The following is a 20,396-nucleotide window of genomic DNA, read 5'->3' as shown; positions in this document are numbered from 1 at the left end:
TTTTATTTTCGATATGAATGATTAGAATGATAAGCAAAATTTAACAGACAGGCTGTTTTCACTAAAATAAACCCACTAACTCGTAGGGGAAATAACGATGGAATTTTTAAACTTTCTTTTTCGTTGGGCGCACGTCCTATTTGGTATTACTTGGATCGGGCTGTTGTATTACTTTAATTTCATCCAGGGCGGCTACTTTAAACAAGCTAGCGCCGAGGGGTTGGCTGACGCCAAAGCTAAACTAGCGCCAAGCGCGCTCTGGTGGTTTCGTTGGGGAGCAATGTTCACTTTTATTACTGGAGCAATATTGCTTGAAGGCGTCATCCGAGTCGGTTACACCAATCCTTACATCATCGTCGGGGCATTAATGGGGACGCTGATGTTTATCAATGTTTGGTTGATTATTTGGCCTAAGCAGAAAATTGCTTTAGGTATGATTGAAGGTGATGCCGCTGCTGCTGGCGCAAAAGCATTGCTGGCGTCGCGCACCAACACGTTGTTTTCCGCCGGTATGCTATTCGGTATGTTAGGGTCTCAGCACGGGCAGAGCTTAGGTCAAGTTAGCCATGCCATCGCGAATACTGGATACTCTACGGGCCTATGGATAGCAATGGCTATCATTGCGGCGTTAGAGATCAATGCCATTGTTGGTAAAATGGGCCCGATGACAAGTGTTATGGGCGTAATCCACAGCAGCCTGGCGCTGACAGTTGTACTCTTTGGTGTGCTGACCTTTCTTTAGTAGTCTTTAAAGCGCGAAAAGCCCCTTTGCAAAAAGGGGCTTTTTTATGCCCGCTATTTTTACCAATCCTATATAATACGCCGCCTTTGTTAATTACGGTTAATGCCAGATTACTATGAACATACTTGATCAGGAAGTCGCTAAGCGGCGCACCTTTGCGATAATCTCGCACCCCGATGCGGGTAAAACAACTATTACAGAGAAACTGCTATTATTCGGCAATGCCATTCAAACGGCTGGCACCGTAAAAGGGAAAAAGTCTGGACGGCATGCGACCTCGGACTGGATGGAGATGGAAAAACAACGCGGTATTTCCGTGACCTCCTCTGTTATGCAGTTCCCTTATAAAGATCGTATCGTTAATTTACTGGATACGCCTGGGCACGAGGATTTTTCCGAGGATACTTATCGTACGTTGACGGCGGTTGACTCGGTGCTTATGGTGATTGATGGTGCCAAGGGCGTAGAGGATAGAACAATTAAACTTATGGATGTTTGTCGCTTACGCGACACTCCCATACTGACTTTTATCAACAAAATGGATCGTGATATCCGTAATCCTGTTGACTTGTTAGATGAAGTCGAAGACGTACTCAAGATACATTGTGCGCCGATCACCTGGCCGATTGGTATGGGCAAACAGTTTAAGGGCGTATATAACCTCTATACTGATACCATCCATCTCTATGCGCAGGGACAAGGACATACCATTCAGGCTGACAGGCAAGTTAATGGTCTGGCCAGTAAAGAAGCGGAAATAGTCCTGAAAGACCATATCGAGGAGCTGCGGGAAGAGGTGGAGCTGGTGCGTGGCGCTAGCCATGAATTTAATTTGCAAGACTATCTCGATGGAAAACTAACACCAGTTTACTTTGGCACCGCGCTGGGGAATTTTGGTGTACGGGAAATGTTGGATGGTTTTGTTGAGTATGCGCCCAGTCCTTTACCGCGAGCAACGAATCAGCGATTAGTTGATGCCAAAGAAGAAAGTTTTAGCGGGTTTATTTTTAAGATTCAGGCCAACATGGATCCTAACCATCGTGATCGTATTGCCTTCCTGAGAATCTGTTCAGGGCAATACACCAAGGGGATGAAAATGCGTCATACCCGCACGGGGAAAGACGTTAGGATTTCCGATGCCCTGACCTTTTTTGCTGGCGAAAGATCCCATGTCGATGAAGCCTGGTCCGGTGACATTCTGGGATTACACAACCATGGTACGATACAGATTGGCGATACGTTTACCAGCGGAGAAGATTTACAGTTCACTGGTATTCCTCATTTCGCGCCGGAGCTGTTCCGCCGGGTGCGACTGAAAGATCCATTAAAAATGAAGCAGCTCCAAAAAGGGCTGAAGCAATTATCGGAAGAAGGCTCAACACAGGTATTTTTGCCTCTGCGTAATAATGACATCATTGTGGGTGCCGTCGGAGTCTTGCAATTTGACGTGGTAGCCTACCGACTTTTGGATGAGTATAAAGTTGAGTGTAGCTATGAGCCGGTAAATGTATTTACCGCGCGTTGGATCGAATGTAGCGATAGCAAAAAACTAGAAGAATTTAAGCGTAAAGCGCATGATAATCTGGCCTGGGATGGCGGTGATTATTTGACTTATTTAGCCCCGAGCAGAGCCAATCTTTCCCTCTCAGAGGAACGTTGGCCCGAGGTTGAATTTAATCCTACGCGAGAGCACTAATACTTTCTGGGTTTATATTTTAGTGCCCTCATCCTAACCTGCTCCCGGAGGGAGAAGGGTGCGTACAAGCCCGAAAACTCGTTTAGTCTTGATCCAGACCCTCATAGCCTTGGAGGTGATCCGTTGGCATGACTGGGTCTCCCGGAATACTATGTCCACCACTGGCCCATTCGCCGAGATCAATCAGCTTGCAACGTTCAGAGCAAAATGGGCGAAAGGGTTCTTTCTCGCTCCAGATAACAGACTTTTTACAGGTGGGGCAGGGTATGATGGTGGCGGTTTTGGTCATGGTTTGTCTTTTGCAAAATTTAAGTATTGTTGGTGTAGTGCCTGTACAAAGGGTGTCAGGGTTTCCAATTTTTGATCGTTAACAATGATATCATCCGCCATTGCTAAGCGCGATTCTCGACTGCACTGGGCTGACATGATTTTTCTGATTTCCTTTTCATTACTATTATCCCGACGCAGGGCCCTTGCTATTTGCACGTCTTCTGGAACATCAATAACCAGAATTCTATCGGTCATTTCATGCTGGTTAGTTTCCAATAATAGAGGTGACTCTAGAATGGTATAGGCAGACGAACTATTTTGTAACTGTTGCTCGATATGCAATCGAATGAGAGGGTGGAGCAACGCCTCCAACCACTTGAGTGCCTGTTCATCGCTAAACACTTTGGCACGTAGCGCTTTACGGTCTAGATGGCCGTTAGTCAAGATGACATTTGCACCAAATTGCTCGGCTATTTTCTTTAATGCCGGACTGCTAGGTGTTACAACAGCCCGTGCAGATAAGTCGGCATCCACTATTTGAATACCAAGCTCGGAGAAGATGTTGGCGACGGTACTTTTACCGCTGCCGATACCACCTGTAAGGCCTACTACATACATGGCAATGGACGTTTGAAGTTTAAATTAGCGGAAAGATCGAGAGGCAGAGAATAAATGGTTTTAGCGCATATTGCGAGTGGTACCCTAGGGATCAAAAATTCCAGCTTGGTGTGAAACCCCCTCTCTATTTGGGGCTGGTGTGAGGGAAAGGAAGCCCCCTTACTAATTCAGCCCAGCAAACTTCAAATAGGCTTGAGTTAATTGCTCGCCCCAAAGAGCGGCTATCCAACCCGCAGCGGCGAGGTATGGGCCAAAAGGAATCGGGACGCTTTTACCTTTATGTTTTAATATCATGATGAAAATACCGACGACTGCTCCAACCAAGGAGGACAACAGAATAATCATCGGCAACAGCTGCCAACCGAACCAGGCACCCAACATTGCCAATAGCTTAAAGTCACCGTAACCCATGCCTTCCTTGCCGGTAAGTAACTTAAAGCCCCAATAAATCGACCACAAGCTTAAATATCCGAATATCGCACCCCAGAGTGCATCGGGTAGGGTACAAAATAGCCCAAAGCTATTTGCGACCAGACCCAACCAAAGTAACGGAAGTGTTATGTTGTCTGGGAGCAACTGGTGATCGAAATCAATCATGGTTAAAGCAATCAATGCCCAGCTGAGAAGCAACATGGCAGCGGCTTGCCAGGTGGCGCCAAAGTACCAAACTGCTACGCAGGAAAGAATTCCAGTAATAGCTTCGATAATAGGGTAGCGTATGGAAATCGAAGTTTTACACTGCGCGCATCGACCGCCCAAAAAAAGGTAACTAATGATAGGTATATTCTGCCAGGCACGAATTGGTGCTTCGCAGTGGGGGCAATGTGAGTTGGGATGCAGCAGGTTAAAAGGCGCTGGGTTGGTCGCGACTGCCGCGGAGTTATTTTCGCTGATGAACTCCTGACATTGCGATTCCCATTCGCGTTGCAGCATAAGCGGCACGCGATAGATAACAACATTTAAAAAACTGCCAACTAAGAGACCAAGGAGCCCGGTTACCGCAACCAATGCAAACAGGTTGGTGGCTAAGAAATTAACTACATGCATTGTTTGGATGGTTACGTTTAAACCACAGAGCCCATTTTGAAGATGGGGAGATACATAGCCACAATGAGGCCTCCAATGACCACCCCCAATACCGCCATAATCATCGGCTCCATCAAGGCCGTTAGGTTATCGACGGCGTTATCGACTTCTTCTTCATAGAATTCAGCGGCTTTATCTAGCATCTCATCCAATGCTCCCGATTCTTCGCCGATAGCCGTCATTTGGATCAGCATATTGGGAAAAACACGGGTATTGCGCATTGAAAAATTTAATTGCTGGCCTGTAGCAACGTCTTCTCGAATACGTTTAATGGCGGTGCCATAGACTACGTTTCCGGCTGCGCCTGCTGTTGACGTCAGGGCTTCAACCAGTGGCACACCAGCTGCAAAAGTGGTGGAGAGCGTTCTCGCGAAACGCGCATAAATTGATTTTTCCAGAATTTCTCCGGTGACAGGAATTTTCAAAACGAATCGATCCACTGCATTTGCCACTTTCTTTGATCTCAGTTTCGCTTCCCTAAATGCAATGATAAAAATAATGAGCCCCAGCACAAAAATGAACCACCATTCTTGTAGGACGTTGGAAATTCCGATAACAAACTGAGTGAACGCGGGTAACTCAGCACCAAAACCCTGGAACAGCTCTTCGAAGGTGGGCACAACCTTTACCAGCAGTATTCCGGTAACAATAATGGCGACAACCACCACCGCAATGGGATAGGTCATCGCTTTTTTGATCTTTTTCTTGAGCGTTTCGCTTTTTTCTTTATAGGTTGCTAAGCGGTCCAGCATAGTCTCCAACGCACCGGAATGCTCACCTGATTCTACAAGGTTGCAAAACAAATCATCAAAATGGCGGGGATGTTTGCGTAATGCGGTAGCGAAGTTAGTGCCGGAGGATACATCGCCTTTGATTTCCATGATAAGTGCTTTCAGGGAAATATTATCCAGCCCATCCGCAACAATATCGAAAGACTGAACCAACGGGACGCCAGCCCTCATCATGGTCGCCATCTGGCGGGTAAAAAGGGTAATGTCGCCAGCGGTAATTTTTTTCTTTTTCGGCCCACTAAAGATGGAAGTTTGCTTTTTTCTCACTTTGGTAGGGTTAATACCCTGTTTACGCAACTGCGCTTTAACTAAGGCAAGATTGGCACCATTAATTTCACCATCGGTTCTCTGCCCTTTTTTATCGGTGCCTTGCCATGAAAAAGTATAATTTTTCGCTGTATTCGTCGCCATTGCTAATCCTTCGTCACTCGATTGACTTCTTCCAAGCTGGTTATACCCTGAGCGGCTTTCATTAAGCCCGATACACGTAAATTTCTAAAGCCTTCTTCTTTAGCTTTTAAAGCAATGTCCAGAGAATTGCCTTCTTCCATAATAATGCGGCCAATTTCCGGCGTTACTTTCACAACCTCGTAGATGCCGACCCGGCCTTTATAGCCATTTAAACATTGGCTACAGCCGTCGCCGGGTGAGAATATTTCTTTTCCTTGCAGCATTTCATCCGTAAAACCCTCTTCAATTAAGGTTTCATGCGGTATGTCAGCTGGTTTTTTACAACTTTCACAAAGTCTACGTGCCAAACGTTGCGCGATAATCAAACTTACGGAGGTTGCTATATTAAATGCAGGTACGCCCATATTGCGCAAACGTGTTAGCGTCTCCGGTGCACTATTAGTATGTAGTGTAGAAAGTACCAAATGTCCAGTTTGCGCCGCTTTTATTGCAATTTCAGCAGTTTCAAGATCTCGAATTTCGCCCACCATGACAATATCAGGGTCTTGACGTAAAAATGAGCGTAGCGCTTCCGGAAAACCAAGTCCGACCTTGTGGTTGACGTGAACCTGGTTGATACCTTCTAAGTTTATTTCTACTGGGTCTTCGGCGGTTGAGATGTTGCGCTCAGGGGTGTTAAGGATATTTAAGCCGGTATATAGGGAAACCGTTTTACCGCTACCGGTAGGTCCGGTAACTAGAATCATACCTTGCGGTTGAGATAGCGCCTTCATGTAAAGCTCTTTTTGATCCTCATCATAACCCAGCGCATCGATTCCCATTTTAGCGCTGCTCGGGTCAAGAATCCGCAACACTACCTTTTCTCCCCACAGCGTAGGCAGGGTGTTTACACGAAAATCAATGGCTCGTTGCTTGGAAAGCTTCATCTTGATACGGCCATCTTGGGGGATTCGTCGCTCAGAAATATCCATACGCGACATTACTTTCAATCTGGCAGCCAGCCTTGGTGCAAGATTCGATGGAGGATTGGCAACCTCATGCAAAATACCGTCGGTGCGACAACGAATACGGTAGCGTTTTTCGTAGGGCTCAAAGTGAATATCCGAAGCCCCGGTTTTGATGGCATCTAATAAAATTTTGTTAATAAACTTAACAATAGGTGCTTCATCTGCCCCTCTGGCGCCATCATCCTCATCTTCCTCAGAACCATCCGAAATATCCAGATTCTCTAAGTCGGTGTCTTCGAGGTCGCCGAGCGTGGCGTCCGCATCATCCAGATATTTTTCAATGGCAGACGTAAGCTTGGACTCCTCAACCAAAATGGCATCGGTCGATATGCCAGTGTTGAACTTAAACTCATCCAGGGCTTGTAGGTTAGTGGGGTCTGATACAGCGACGTGCAAACGGTTGCCGCGCTTAAATAATGGCAGGGCATGCAGGTTGCGAATTAATTTCGCATCAACCAGTTCCTTCGGGAAAAATTCTGTATCAAAAACAGATAAGTCCAGCAGAGGCGTACCAAATTCATCGGCGGCAACGATAGCGATGGATTTGCTATTGGCTAAACCACTTTGCACCAGGTGAGTAACGAAGGGGATTTTGTTCTTTTTCGAATATTGGTACGCTTCGACAGCTTGTTTTTCATTGAGGATTTGGTCGCTCACCAAGCGCTTCGCCAAACCGCTTAATTGCACTGCCGCTATATCTTGTGGAGCCATAATCTCTGTCTTTCAAATAGTTAGCAAATCAGAATAGCACTGAATTCATATATTATAGGTGCAAAACCTGGAAATAATAATAAAAATAGATAACCGCAAAATTATGCAGCCTTATTTTGCATTGATCCAGAAGTGTCCTCGCTGCACCAAGCAGACTTTCGACAGGTTGTGTGCCTTAATCGATAGCAGGTTATCTTATCGGATACCCTTAAAACCGCAAATAGGGTTCGCCTGATTTTATTGTTCAAGTCAGAATTGCGATAGAGCAAAGTGACACAATTTGTCAGTCAACGCCATTTTAGATCATGGCTTATCAAGTCTGGGGCATCGAAGTGATTTCTTTTCTAACCTTAAATGCGCTTATAAAATTTTTAAATACAATGACTTAACAAATAATTGATTATTTTTTTGATTTTGGCACAACCCTTGCCATACTTATTTTCGACAGCAGTTTATTCAAGCAATTTTGAGTGTTCTAAAACGGAGAGTATGATTATGAAAAAGGTACAACAGGGTTTTACATTAATTGAGTTAATGATCGTGATCGCGATCATTGGTATTTTGGCGGCGGTGGCTTTGCCTGCTTATCAGGATTACACTACCCGCGGCCGGGTAACGGAAGGTATGGTAGCGGCATCAGCGGCTAAACTTAATGTGGCAGATGTACTTGCTTCTGGTAACCCCCGAGGTGCTGCTACGGGGTACAACACGGGCTATACCAGCCCAACAGCAACGTCTAACGTCACAGGCGTTGCTATTACGCCAGCTACGGGTGTCATTACGGTAACTATGACAGCTGCAGCTGGTGGTGGTACATTGGTTTATACTCCTAACTCTCCTGTGGGCACTATTTTGCCAGTAGGAACAGCCGCGTTTACTCCGCCCAATGATTCACTTGCTTGGCGTTGCGCTGCGACAGGTGCAGCAGCAGCTGGGTTTGCTGGATTTGCCGCTGGAACATTACCTGCACGTTTTGCTCCTTCGGAATGCAAGTAATCTAGGATGAGAGATGCGGCTACAGTGCTTCTCTTCTCTTAGCATCTGATTCAAAGCCCCATTTTTTAATGGGGCTTTTTTTGTGGTGTGTCCAGCATGGGTGCGCGCTAGCAGGCAAGTCCTTCCATAAGTTGATCACAGCGAACGAAGTGAAACGCAACAACATGATGTGACAGGTTGTGAAGAGGCGAAGCTGCGAGCCGATTGATTCTAATCGAATCTTGGCTCTATGAGACAAGAGGATGGTCTTTAATTAAGCAGATTATTCCATCAAAAGGAGCGCTGGGCTATGGCCCCTAATTCAAGGTTAAAACATAGTTCACCTTTATAGTAAGATGATTCAGCAGGCAACCAATAGCAGTTTCTCTCCCTATCAAAGTCTAAGCGGTTTAAGCGCCACATTAGTTTATCCTGATAGGTGTGGTTATCAACTGCGTTAGTAATCGGGATGTATTTTTGAGTTTGTAGATGTACTGGGTTTTCCACATAAAAGCCATTAACGACCTCCATCGCAATTATACTATGGTTATCCGGCAAATTTAGCATAACTATTTTAGGACTAGGGCCCGGAATTCTATCCAGGAAGTCTAACTTTATATTTACTGCCCTGTACTGAGCTTTGGGAATGACATATAACCTGTCATCCAGCAAAGCCTGTACTAAAGGTCGCTGTTGCTCTATTGTCCATACTCCATAGGCTAAACAGCTTATTTGTATAGCAGCAATTATTGTTAGATCAATTTTTAATTTCTTTTTTGCTGGATTGAAGATTATTAGCGTTAATAGTGGCCCAAGTACCATATCAACAGCTGCCACAATTTTGATCCCAAGCCAACCGCCCAGATAAATAAAAACTCCTGGATACCAAAAAGCTACAATAATGAATAATAAGGTTACAAAAATTACACTACTAATGCACAAGTGTATTGAGAATGCTTGCCATCGATTCATGCTATTTATTTTCATTTTAAAAAAATTAGAACCTATTAATCTGAAGAAGTAGATTTAAGGTTATCCAATTTAGTTTTATGTATCTACAGACAGAAAAATTTTATCAGACGATATGATTTTGATATTTTACTGTGGCCATCTCGTGCGACTAATTGGAATAATTAATTTGGAAGGTGATATTAAGGGTGCTTATTTTTGTATTCAGAATATGTGTTTAAATTCTATTAGTCGCAAACCTTGACTAAGCCACTTCACTCCTGCCTAAACAAGCCAAAAAATTATACCGTCCCAGCAATTGTTCAAACTCTTCCGCAGGCAACGGCTTACTAAACAAAAACCCTTGTACGGTAATCACGCCAGCGTCACGAATATACTTGAGTTGGTTATCTGTTTCTACGCCTTCGGCAACTAAAGTTAGGCCGAGGCTTTTTGCCATGGCGATGATGGCGGTGACGATGCCGGCATTGTGCGCATCGGTGTCGATATCGACAATAAAACTCTTATCGATTTTAAGCTCATCGAGTGGGAAGCGTTTTAGATAATTGAGTGAAGAATAGCCGGTGCCGAAATCGTCAACGGATATGGATATTCCCATGTCTTTGAGTTCTTCTAATACCTTGATAGTAGCTTCCAGGTTTTTCATGATAATACTTTCTGTCAACTCAAGTTCTAAGTGCTTGGCGGGCAGTCCCGTATCGGATAAGGTTCTCTGGATGGCCCCGATAAGGTTCGGTTGACTGAATTGTAGACTGGATAAATTGACTGCGATTTTATCGAGCGTTAAGCCTTTGTCATGCCATTGTTTAACCTGTTGACAAGCTTCATGCAAAATTCTGTCGCCGAGTTCGACAACCACACCCATTTCCTCAGCGAGAGGTATAAAATAATCCGGTGCGACCAGCCCGTGTTTAGGGTGTTTCCATCGCACCAGCGCTTCTGCACCGGTAATCTTGCCATTATGAATGTCAATCTGTGGTTGGTAGTACACCACTAGCTCGTCGCTCTTTAGTGCTTTGCGTAACTCGCTTTCTAAGGTCAAGCGTTCCAGTCCCATGGCGTTCATGGTGCTGGAGTAATATTGGTAATTATTTTTGCCATTATTTTTAGCGTGGTACATAGCGGTATCAGCATGTTTGAGCAGGTTTTCAACACTATCGATATCTAAGGGCGCCAGTGCAATGCCAATGCTGGGCGTGACCACTATTTCGTGTCCGTCCAGCATCATTGGTCGGCTGAGGGTGTTGAGTAGGCGTTTGGCCACAATAGCCGCTACGTCGGTATCTTCAATTTTATTGAGTACGATGGTGAACTCATCGCCACCGAGCCGAGAGACGCTAATTTCGGTGTCTGCGTCCACATACCGTGATATTAGATCACTCTGCCGAATACAGGTTAGTAGCCGCTGGCTGATTTCTTTTAGGAGAGAGTCACCAACAGTGTGCCCCAAGGAGTCGTTAATCCGTTTAAAGTTATCCAGGTCGATAAAAAGAATAGCGAGTTTATGCTGGTGACGGTTGGCGGTCTCAAGCATCTGCTCCAGTTGCTCTGTGAAAAGCGCTCGGTTGGGCAGCCCCGTCAAGCTGTCAAAATAGGCAAGTTGACGCATCCTGTCTTCATTTTGCTTGCGCTCGGTAATGTCCTGAACGATAGCAACTACCAAGTCACCGCCTTCGCCGGGTGAACGTTGTAATCGGATTTCAGAGGGGTAAAAAGAACCGTCTTTGCGTTGAATATCACTTTTGAGAAAGGCTTCGGGGCGACTACTGCCTTCAAGCCGGTTAAGCAGCTCAGAGATAAAGCTCTGTCCGTAAGCCATCATAATGTCTGTTAATCTGATGTCCAAAAATTCGGTAGCGGAATATCCTGTGTTGTCACGTGCGCTGGCGTTTAATTGTTTGAGTAGGAGTGTTTCTGCATCAGCAATATAAATCTCATTGGAGGAGCTTTCGATAACTTTACCGAGGCGTAATGCCAACTGTTCGGCCTGTCTAAAGTCAGCGATAGCTTGTGCCGCACGTAAAATATAGCGAACGCGATGACCAAACACCGGCCAGGTAATGGGTTTGACGATAAAGTCTGTAGCGCCAGCCTCATAGGCGTTGTTAATGGATGCTTCGTCATCCATGCCTGTGGACATAATGATAGGTATATGCTTTCCGGCAGCCTTTTTACGAATTTCTGTGCAGGTCGAAAGCCCATCTAGTATGGGCATTTCGATATCTAAGACGATGATATCCGGTGTTTCTTCTTCAAAGCGAATTAACGCTTCTTCGCCATCCCCAGCCTCAGTGACACTAAAGTTAAGGCCCTCCAACACGGAGCGCATGGCGATGCGAATAGTAATGTCATCATCGACAACCAAGGCTTTGTTGTTAGGCAGAGGCTTGCTTTCCATAGTCATTATCTAGCTCATGTTTTAATTGGGAGGTTGCGTTGTGGTACTCGTTTTTAATCGACTCGACTAATTCTGCCGTCCCTTCCATGGAGCCCCCGCGACCAATCGCTTCCAATGATTTACAGAAATCGGCAAGTGTCAAAGCACCGACATTGGCGCTGCTGGATTTAAGGGCATGTGCGAGCTTGTATAGATTGGCGGGGTCATTATCATTTTTCGCTTGCTGTAATTTTTTCAACAGATTGGAAGACTCGGACAGATAAGCGTTAATCACTTTGCTGACAATATCAGCACCGCCCGGTGTCTGAATAGCCCTGAGATTATCCAGTGATTTACGGTTAATGCTGGTGACCTTCTTGTTTGCTGAGTCATTGCTCGGAGACTCCGTAACCAGGCGTGAATTGTCCTTCTGGGTGGGCGCAGGCTCTGGAATATCTCTTACTGATGCAATGGTTTCCTGCTTGTTGATGGCTTTAACAGGTAACCATTTTTTGAGCATAGCCTCAATGTCTTGATGTCGGAATGGCTTAGTCAAAAAATCATCCATGCCTGCTGCTAAACATTTTTCCCGTTCACCTTCAACGGCGTTAGCTGTCAGTGCAATGATAGGTGTGTGGGTCGTGTGTTCAGCATTTCTAGTGACATTACTAAAGCCTTCTTTGTTTCGAATCGCTGAGGTTGCCGCGTAGCCGTCCATCACGGGCATTTGACAGTCCATAAAAACTAAATCGAAATTGCCGGACACGAAAAGATCGGCTGCTTCCTGACCATTTTTGGCAAGTGTAGCCTCACAGCCAAGCCATTCCAGCATGGTTATCGCGACTTCTTGGTTGACCACGGTGTCTTCCGCCAACAGCACTTTGGCGGAGAACTTGGCGTTGGGTCGTATGGTGCTGGTTTGGTCTACACTGGCTACCGCGGGTGCTTTGGTAAACTCATCTTTGACCATTGCTAAGCTCACAAGGGAGTCATAGAGATCGGATTGGTGTAATGGTTGGCTGAGCGTAACCAGCCTTTCCGCCACGGCTTCAAATGGTTCTGTGTTGATTGGTTGCAGAGGCGAGTTAATCCAAAGTATTTGGAACCTGTGCGCCATTTGTTCGGATTTTATCAATGTCAGCAGGTCAGCCTGATGGTCACCTATGAGACCAGCTTGAAAGATCAATGTATTATATTGGTCTTGCTCCGATGAATTTTCTCTCAGGCGTTCTGTCAGGCGGTCGACCGCGTCGACGGAATCGCATTTTATTTTCCACTCTTCAACGACTTGTCTCACTCGTTGATCTGCTGGCTCAAGCACGAGGATTTTAAGATGCTGAAGTAAATCGGCTTGCGACTTGGGTGGGTGACTTTGGTCAATTTCTGTTTGCATTTCCACTTCGAACCAGAACTGAGTGCCCTTGCCCGGTTGGCTTGTCACCTTGATTTCTCCGCCCATCAGTGCGATGAGTTGTTTAGAGATAGCCAACCCCAACCCGGTGCCACCAAATTTTCTGGTAGTTGAACCATCTTCTTGAGTGAATGCCAGGAAAATTTGATCTAGTTTGCTCTTATTAATACCGATGCCGGTGTCATTCACTTCAAAGCGGATACGGCTTCTACCAGACTGAGTGCTGACTAACTTGAGTGATAAATGAATTTCACCTTTGTGTGTGAATTTGATGGCATTGCTAATTAGATTGGAAAGAATCTGACGTAGCCTGACGCTATCGGCTTCTACCGTTAGGTTCAAATTTTGGGGAATACTGTAATTAAGCGACAGTCCTTTATTGTGGGCGAGGCTAGCGAACATATTAATGATATCTTCGACGAGTCTGCGCAAATTAAAGCGAGTAGCGTTTAGTTCGAGTTTGCCAGCTTCAATTTTTGAAAAATCCAGGATGTCATTGATTACATCCAGCAGAGCCCGCCCGGATTCTTGAATGACGCTGGTGAATTTTTGTTGCTCGCGGGAAAGTGCTGTTTTTGTCAGCATATCCGTCATGCCGAGAACTCCATTCAGCGGAGTTCTGATTTCATGGCTCATAGTGGCTAGAAATTCACTCTTGGCGCGGCTTGCGTGCTCAGCGATATCTTTTGCTGAGACAGCCTCGGAAATAGCCTTTTGCAATTGTTTGTTACTATCTGAAAGTTGCGCGGTACGCTCTTTTACTTTTAGGGCGAGTAGTTCATGGCTGGTTTTCAACTTGGTTTGATAAGCCTCCACGCTCTTGATCATGTAATTCATGCTAGAGGCGACTTCTTTTATTTCATAAGAGTTGTTGCTTGGCATTCTGACGTCAAAATCGCCTTCAGAAATGCGTTTAGAAATTTTTACCAACTCTTTTAATGGCGCAGTAATACGGCGAGTAATGACCATCGATACCAAGGTGCTTAACAGCACTAGGCATAATGCTACGATGGAGAGAACCATAAAGTAATCAATAGTTTGTTTGATGATGGTCGCTTGATTCAGACCCAAGCGAACATAGCCCATAACGTATTGGCTGCGACCGGGGCCGAAATCCGCCAGGTTTTTTACAAAATCCTCTTTTTCAAGCATTTTAAAACTGGGGTTGATTGGTGAAAAAATCGGGATCACCAAATCATAATATTTGTCGCCACTGATATTACCCTCATAAGTATAAGTTGATTGTTCCAAAGCGTCAGTTTGTTGTCTGGCTTGGCTAATGCTGGGGATGGCATCGAGCGTTCTCTTGTTTTTCTGCGTAATCAATTTGTTTTTGTAATCGTAGATTGCGGCATAGTCTAACGATGGGTTTTTTAGCAAGGAACTCATGACATGCTCTAGCAGCTCTGGCTCGGCGTAATAGATGGCCAATTCTTGGACGTGACCGGGGAGAGCGGTAGAAGAAACTGCCTCAAAAAGGAGGCGCTCTTGGGCGTAGGAATATTCTCGAAAAGTTAAATACGCAACCACACCAGTCGTGATGATTAAACTAAAAATAACCACTACGCTATTGAATTTTGCAGCAACGGTAAAGCGTTTCATTTGGCTCATGAGAGTGACTTCATTGATTGATTTTTGGTGAATGAAAACGTCCGAATTCTTTAAGAATAGACGTTTTTAGAGAAATGGCTAATGTAGAGAAAAGGATGAATGATTATTATTTGTGGTCTAGCAGCAGGACCGGGTCAACACGCGTATTATTCAGACTGACGGACCAGTGAAGATGAGCCCCTGTGGCACGGCCCGTCTTACCGACGAAGCCAAGTAGCGCCCCTTTTTCAAGTGAGTCGCCGGGGGCAACGTTAATGTCGTGCATGTGGCAATACATGGTAACTAAGCCATTGTTATGGTTTATCAACACCGTATTCCCGTTGAAAAAGTAATTGCCGGTTGTCATGACTTGTCCGCTGGCAGGGGCGTAAATGGGTGTCCCTTCTGGGGCGGCAATATCCAAGCCACTATGCGGGTTTCTGGGCTGATCATTAAAAAAGCGACGGAGTCCAAAAGGGCTGCTGATTTCACCTTTGGTGGGAAGTTCAAAACGAGAAAATTCTAGCGAGGTGGAGTGCCAGCTTTTAAAGGCGCTGACCATTTCCGACTGCTCGCGCTGAATACGCTCAAGGTCCTGTTTTAACGGGTTGACCTGTCGCTTGTTGTTCAGCTGAATACGTTGTTCTTCATAGGTTTTTGGCTTGACCTCAAAGACGAGGGTGTTTTCCTTTGCGTCTGCATCCATGAACTGCAACTGCTGCGGCCCCGGTTTGGCGGAAAGAGGAATCCCTATCACGGCTATCCATTGCGCCTCCGGCTCATTTGTAGGTAAAACCATTACTCGATTTTTTTCAAAGTAGACTTTCGGTACGCTGGCGTCAGACGTTAGCGAGCGGGGTATGCTGACCAGTGCGACACCACCCGGAACCGGACTGTGTTGAGGGAAGTCAGTTTTGGCTTCGACGCCACTGCTTGCTAGCAAGAATAACCAGCTGGTAAAAAGCATCTGTAGCGACAAATGTTTCGTCATTCCTCAACTCCATCAACCAGACAATGCAGACGACCTGATGCCAATCTGGCCGTCACCCGGTCACCCACTTCGACCTGAACAGCATTCCGAACGATTTGCTCGTTTTGATCCATGATAATGGCGTAACCCCGATGCAGGGTTTCCAAAGGGTTAAAAGCGTTGAGCTGCTGCGCTTTGGATTGTAATTGGCGCTGCTGATTAAAAAGTATTTGTTTGATCGATGCGCATAACCTTTGCTCCATTTGCTTGTTTTGTAAAGCCAGGCGCTTGATTTGGTGCGATGGTAAGTGCTGCCTTAATTCCGCAAAAATGTGTGCAAGCCTAGCTCGGCGTAGTTTTAGCCCGCTGCTAGCCGCATGTGAAAGACGAGTTTCGATATAATCCAAACGCTGTGCATAATCCTGTAGTCGCCGGCCCGGATGGCGTAGTCTTTTTTGTATGGCGTTAAGGGCGATGTTTCGTTGTGATAATTGACGTTTTATCGCGTCGCCCAAATATTGCCGGTAAGCAATCAGATTACGCTGCCATTCGTCCTGGTCTGGCGCAACGATTTCCGCGGCGGCGGAAGGGGTGGGAGCGCGTAAATCGGCAACGAAATCAGCAATGGTGAAATCTGTTTCATGTCCGACTGCTGAGATGATCGGAATTTTACTAGCGAAGATGGCACGGGCGACCTCTTCTTCATTGAAACACCACAAATCTTCCAGCGAGCCGCCACCGCGTCCAACAATCAGTACATCGAAGGGCGCTATTTCCAGTGCATTATTAGCCAGCGCTATCGCGTTAATAATCTGTTTAGCTGCCTCGGCACCTTGCACTGCTGTAGGAATGAGGGTGACAGGTAGTGCTGGAAACCGCCGTTGTAAGACGGTCAAAATATCGTGAATTGCTGCTCCTGTCGGAGAGGTGATTACGCCAATATGGCGTGGTAGCATAGGTATGGGTTGCTTGTAATCGTTAGAGAATAAGCCTTCGACAGCAAGTTTTTGCTTCAGCGCCTCAAACCGTTGTTGAAGCAAGCCTTCCCCTGCAGGCATCAAATTTTCAGCAATGAGCTGAAATTCACCACGGCCCTCATAAATGCTGGCTTTGCCCCGCAGTATGACATGAGCGCCATCTTTGGGCAGAAATCCGAGGGTCCGGTTACGGCTACTGAACATAGCGCAGCGAACCTGAGCCTGCTCGTCCTTGAGACTAAAATACCAATGACCGGAAGCTGCGCGGACAAAATTGGAAACTTCGCCCTCGACCCAGAGCTGGCTGAATTCGCTTTCGATAAGATTGCGAGCATGGCGGTTTAATTCGCCGACTGAATATATTTTTTTAGCTGTAATCTGAGTATCGCGCATAGTGGTGCAGTATATCAGGGTTGAACCGAGCTTTTCATTGCCGTGTCAAAGTGATTGAGGATAAATAATCTTATAATAAATTTGGTTTATATGGATCGCCAAGTTCACTATAATAGCCGGTTATTTTTACACTTTTGGAGTAGTTGTGCCTATGTTGCGTATTGCTGAAGATGCCCTCACCTTTGACGACGTACTCCTGCTGCCAGCCTATTCCCAAGTGCTGCCTAAGGACGTCTCTTTAAAAACGCGGCTTACGCGTACTATAAACCTGAATATCCCTCTGGTTTCGGCGGCAATGGATACCGTCACCGAATCGCGACTTGCGATTGCTATGGCGCAGGAAGGGGGTATCGGTATTATTCATAAAAATTATTCCGTCGAACAACAGGCCCGCGAAGTCAGAGCGGTCAAAAAATATGAGAGTGGGGTTGTGAAAGATCCCATTACCGTTACGCCCGATAAAACGGTGCGGGAATTAATCGACATTACGCGTCATTACAATATTTCCGGCGTACCGGTGGTGGACGCGAGCGGTTTGGTGGGAATAGTCACTTCACGGGATTTTCGCTTTGAGGACAACTTAAGCCGCAAAGTGTCAGAAATCATGACACCGAAAGAGCGACTGATTACGGTAAAAGAAGGCGCGACTGCCGCAGCGGTAAAATCCTTACTGCACAAATATCGTATCGAAAAAGTACTGGTCGTAAACGACGAGTTTCAGCTACGAGGCCTGATGACCGTCAAAGATATCTTCAAGTCGGAAGCATTCCCGAACGCCTGTAAAGATGGGCAAGGTCAATTAAGAGTGGGCGCGGCTGTTGGAACTGGTGTGGAAACCCCGGATCGGGTAGCGGCATTAGTGGAAGCGGGTGTTGACGTCATAGTTGTTGATACTGCACACGGCCATTCAGAGGGTGTGATTAGTCGCGTAAAATGGGTGAAGCAGCATTATCCGCATATTCAGGTGATTGGCGGTAATATTGCCACTGGTGAGGCAGCGAAAGCCTTGGCGGATGTGGGTGTGGATGCGGTCAAAGTGGGTATTGGCCCTGGCTCGATTTGTACTACCCGTATAGTCACGGGCATTGGTGTGCCCCAGATTACAGCAGTGGCGAATGTGGCGAAGGCACTTAAAGAGTATGATATTCCGCTGATTGCTGATGGCGGCGTACGTTTTTCCGGCGACTTGGCCAAGGCATTGGTAGCCGGTGCACATGCGATTATGGTCGGTAGTTTGTTGGCTGGTTCCGATGAGGCGCCCGGCGAGGTGGAGCTATATCAGGGACGAACTTTCAAAGCCTATCGTGGTATGGGGTCGCTTGGTGCGATGGGACAGTCAAATGGCTCCAGTGATCGCTATTTTCAAGATAAAGATGCTGGTGTAGAAAAGCTTGTGCCGGAAGGTATTGAGGGACGAGTGCCTTGTAAAGGCCCCTTATCTTCTATTGTCCTGCAAATGATAGGTGGTTTGCGCGCCAGCATGGGTTACACAGGCTGCGCTGACATTGAAGAGCTGCGCACCAAGCCAACGTTTGTCAGGGTAACCAATGCTGGTATGAATGAAAGCCATGTCCATGATGTTGCCATCACCAAGGAAGCACCGAATTATCGGGTGAGCTAACACTTATTATTTGAAACCGCATTAGTCTGATTTGTGATCAGGCAATGTTAAAGATACATAGGTAGTTTGTGGGCTCGGCTTCAACCGGACACAGTAAAAGTAAAAAGTAACAAAACAAGCTAGGGGCATTAAGCCCCGTTTTTTATCCTCCAGAACCATGAAGTGGAACTCTAAATAATGCATCAAGACATACATGCCGAACGTATTCTTATTTTGGACTTCGGTTCTCAATATACTCAGTTGATTGCACGGCGTGTACGCGAAATTGGCGTCTATAGTGAAATCCACGCTTTTGACATGGCTGCCGATGCGATCAAGACATTTAACCCACGAGCTATTATTTTGGCTGGTGGTCCCGAATCGGTTACCGAGGAGCTCACGCCACGGGCCCCGCAAATGGTTTTTGAAATGGGGGTGCCGGTATTAGGTATTTGTTACGGCATGCAAACGATGGCGACACAACTGGGCGGGGAAGTGCAGGCTTCTGATGAACGTGAGTTCGGTTATGCGCGGGTTGCGGTTGAGGGACAAAGCCAATTACTGGAGGGTATTGCCGATCACTTGGATGAGTCCGGAAAAGCACTACTTGATGTCTGGATGAGTCATGGCGATAAAGTAACGCAGATGCCGCAGGGCTTTACTCTGTTAGCGTCGACGGAGTCCGCGCCGATAGCGGGGATGTATGATGAGACAAGACATTTTTATGGTGTTCAATTCCATCCGGAAGTTACACACACCCTGCAAGGTCTGCGAATTCTGGAACATTTCATTAAAAATATTGCCGGTTGCGAAGGACTGTGGACGCCCGCGCATATTATTGAGGATGCCATTACCAAAGTGCGTGATCAGGTAGGCAAGGATAAAGTGCTGTTAGGCTTGTCGGGTGGTGTTGATTCCTCCGTTGTTGCGGCACTGTTGAAACGTGCAATTGGCGAACAACTGACCTGTGTGTTTGTCGATAACGGTTTGTTGCGCAAGCATGAAGGTGATCAGGTTATGGACATGTTCGCTAAAAATATGGGCGTACGGGTTATCCGCGTCGATGCCGAAGATGAGTTTTTGGCGCGCTTGAAAGGCGTTGATGATCCAGAGAAAAAACGTAAAATCATCGGCAACGCATTTATCGAGATATTTGACCGTGAAGCCGAAACGCTCAAGGATGTACGTTGGTTGGCGCAGGGGACTATCTACCCGGATGTGATTGAATCCGCCGCCGCGAAAACCGGCAAGGCGCATGTGATCAAATCGCACCATAATGTTGGCGGTTTGCCGGATGACATGAAGCTGGAATTGGTAGAACCGCTACGAGAATTGTTTAAAGATGAAGTACGTAAAGTCGGTCTGGAATTGGGTCTGCCCTACGACATGGTTTACCGTCACCCGTTCCCCGGTCCCGGTCTTGGCGTGCGTATTCTCGGCGAGGTTAAAAAAGAATACGCTGATATTTTACGCGAAGCGGATGCAATCTTTATTGAAGAACTGTATGCAGCGGACTATTACCATAAAACCAGCCAAGCTTTTACCGTTTTTATGCCGGTGAAATCGGTAGGCGTGGTGGGCGATGCGCGCCAATATGAATACGTTGTTGCCATTCGAGCGGTGGAAACCATCGACTTTATGACAGCGCGTTGGGCACATTTGCCTTATGAATTGTTAGAACGTGTCTCCGGCAGGATTATTAATGAAGTGAAGGGTATTTCCCGCGTCGCCTACGATATTTCTTCGAAGCCGCCGGCAACGATCGAGTGGGAGTAGGGCTGCGACTGAATCGGGAGAAAGGC

The 20,396-nt window shown here is 46.3% G+C and carries 15 protein-coding genes; 5 read left to right on the top strand and 10 right to left on the bottom strand.

Annotation, left to right across the window (positions count from 1 at the left end; genetic code table 11):
* Window positions 1-97 precede the first annotated feature (97 nt).
* Both H6995_10580 and H6995_10575 read left to right on the top strand, forming a co-directional pair.
* Window positions 98-742, top strand: coding sequence for a urate hydroxylase PuuD (locus H6995_10580; GenBank protein ID MCP5215442.1), 645 nt, complete (start codon window positions 98-100; stop codon window positions 740-742).
* Window positions 743-857: 115 nt separating this feature from the next.
* Window positions 858-2,438, top strand: coding sequence for a peptide chain release factor 3 (locus H6995_10575; protein MCP5215441.1), 1,581 nt, complete (start codon window positions 858-860; stop codon window positions 2,436-2,438).
* Between the two features lie 82 nt (window positions 2,439-2,520).
* Here the strand turns inward: H6995_10575 and yacG are convergent, their stop codons facing one another.
* From yacG to pilB, 5 genes are all read right to left on the bottom strand, one after another.
* A complete protein-coding gene (yacG, locus tag H6995_10570; protein MCP5215440.1) occupies window positions 2,521-2,727 on the bottom strand; it encodes a DNA gyrase inhibitor YacG in 207 nt (68 codons plus the stop codon).
* Entirely contained in the window at window positions 2,724-3,326 is a 603-nt protein-coding gene (locus tag H6995_10565; GenBank protein MCP5215439.1) for a dephospho-CoA kinase, read from the bottom strand. The genes yacG and H6995_10565 overlap by 4 nt, the downstream gene beginning before the upstream one ends.
* Window positions 3,327-3,488: 162 nt before the next feature.
* A complete protein-coding gene (locus H6995_10560) occupies window positions 3,489-4,373 on the bottom strand; it encodes a prepilin peptidase (GenBank protein ID MCP5215438.1) in 885 nt (294 codons plus the stop codon).
* Window positions 4,374-4,390: 17 nt separating this feature from the next.
* Window positions 4,391-5,614 carry a type II secretion system F family protein gene (locus tag H6995_10555; GenBank protein MCP5215437.1) on the bottom strand — a complete coding sequence of 408 codons (1,224 nt, stop codon included), beginning with the start codon at window positions 5,612-5,614 and terminating at the stop codon, window positions 4,391-4,393.
* Between the two features lie 2 nt (window positions 5,615-5,616).
* Window positions 5,617-7,332: a type IV-A pilus assembly ATPase PilB gene (pilB, locus tag H6995_10550; protein MCP5215436.1), complete on the bottom strand. Its 1,716-nt coding sequence runs from the start codon at window positions 7,330-7,332 to the stop codon at window positions 5,617-5,619.
* 495 nt (window positions 7,333-7,827) lie between these two features.
* Here pilB and H6995_10545 point away from each other — a divergent pair, with 495 nt between their 5' ends.
* Entirely contained in the window at window positions 7,828-8,328 is a 501-nt protein-coding gene (locus tag H6995_10545; protein MCP5215435.1) for a pilin, read from the top strand.
* Between the two features lie 270 nt (window positions 8,329-8,598).
* Here H6995_10545 and H6995_10540 read toward each other — a convergent pair whose 3' ends face one another.
* The 5 genes from H6995_10540 to H6995_10520 all read right to left on the bottom strand — a co-directional run bounded on the left by H6995_10540 (window position 8,599) and on the right by H6995_10520 (window position 16,994).
* Complete coding sequence (locus H6995_10540) at window positions 8,599-9,294, bottom strand: hypothetical protein (GenBank protein ID MCP5215434.1); 696 nt, start codon at window positions 9,292-9,294, stop codon at window positions 8,599-8,601.
* Window positions 9,295-9,520: 226 nt separating this feature from the next.
* On the bottom strand, window positions 9,521-11,674 hold the full coding sequence (locus H6995_10535; GenBank protein MCP5215433.1) for an EAL domain-containing protein: 2,154 nt from the start codon (window positions 11,672-11,674) through the stop codon (window positions 9,521-9,523).
* Complete coding sequence (locus H6995_10530; protein ID MCP5215432.1) at window positions 11,652-14,675, bottom strand: response regulator; 3,024 nt, start codon at window positions 14,673-14,675, stop codon at window positions 11,652-11,654. The genes H6995_10535 and H6995_10530 overlap by 23 nt, the downstream gene beginning before the upstream one ends.
* 106 nt (window positions 14,676-14,781) lie before the next feature.
* Window positions 14,782-15,621 (bottom strand): peptidoglycan DD-metalloendopeptidase family protein, encoded by an 840-nt coding sequence (locus tag H6995_10525; GenBank protein ID MCP5215431.1) that lies wholly within the window; start codon window positions 15,619-15,621, stop codon window positions 14,782-14,784.
* A 20-nt stretch (window positions 15,622-15,641) separates the two neighbouring features.
* A complete protein-coding gene (locus H6995_10520; protein ID MCP5215430.1) occupies window positions 15,642-16,994 on the bottom strand; it encodes an exodeoxyribonuclease VII large subunit in 1,353 nt (450 codons plus the stop codon).
* A gap of 145 nt (window positions 16,995-17,139) precedes the next feature.
* Between H6995_10520 and guaB the strand changes: the two genes are divergently transcribed.
* A complete protein-coding gene (guaB, locus tag H6995_10515) occupies window positions 17,140-18,615 on the top strand; it encodes an IMP dehydrogenase (GenBank protein ID MCP5215429.1) in 1,476 nt (491 codons plus the stop codon).
* A gap of 177 nt (window positions 18,616-18,792) precedes the next feature.
* Window positions 18,793-20,370 carry a glutamine-hydrolyzing GMP synthase gene (gene guaA / locus H6995_10510; GenBank protein ID MCP5215428.1) on the top strand — a complete coding sequence of 526 codons (1,578 nt, stop codon included), beginning with the start codon at window positions 18,793-18,795 and terminating at the stop codon, window positions 20,368-20,370.
* Window positions 20,371-20,396: the final 26 nt, after the last annotated feature.

This window comes from Pseudomonadales bacterium (assembly GCA_024234615.1).
In the GTDB taxonomy this organism is placed as follows: Bacteria; Pseudomonadota; Gammaproteobacteria; order Pseudomonadales; family IMCC2047; genus JAJFKB01.
The sequence above is the reverse complement of the archived record's forward strand: the minus strand, read 5'-3'. Positions and strand labels throughout refer to the sequence as shown.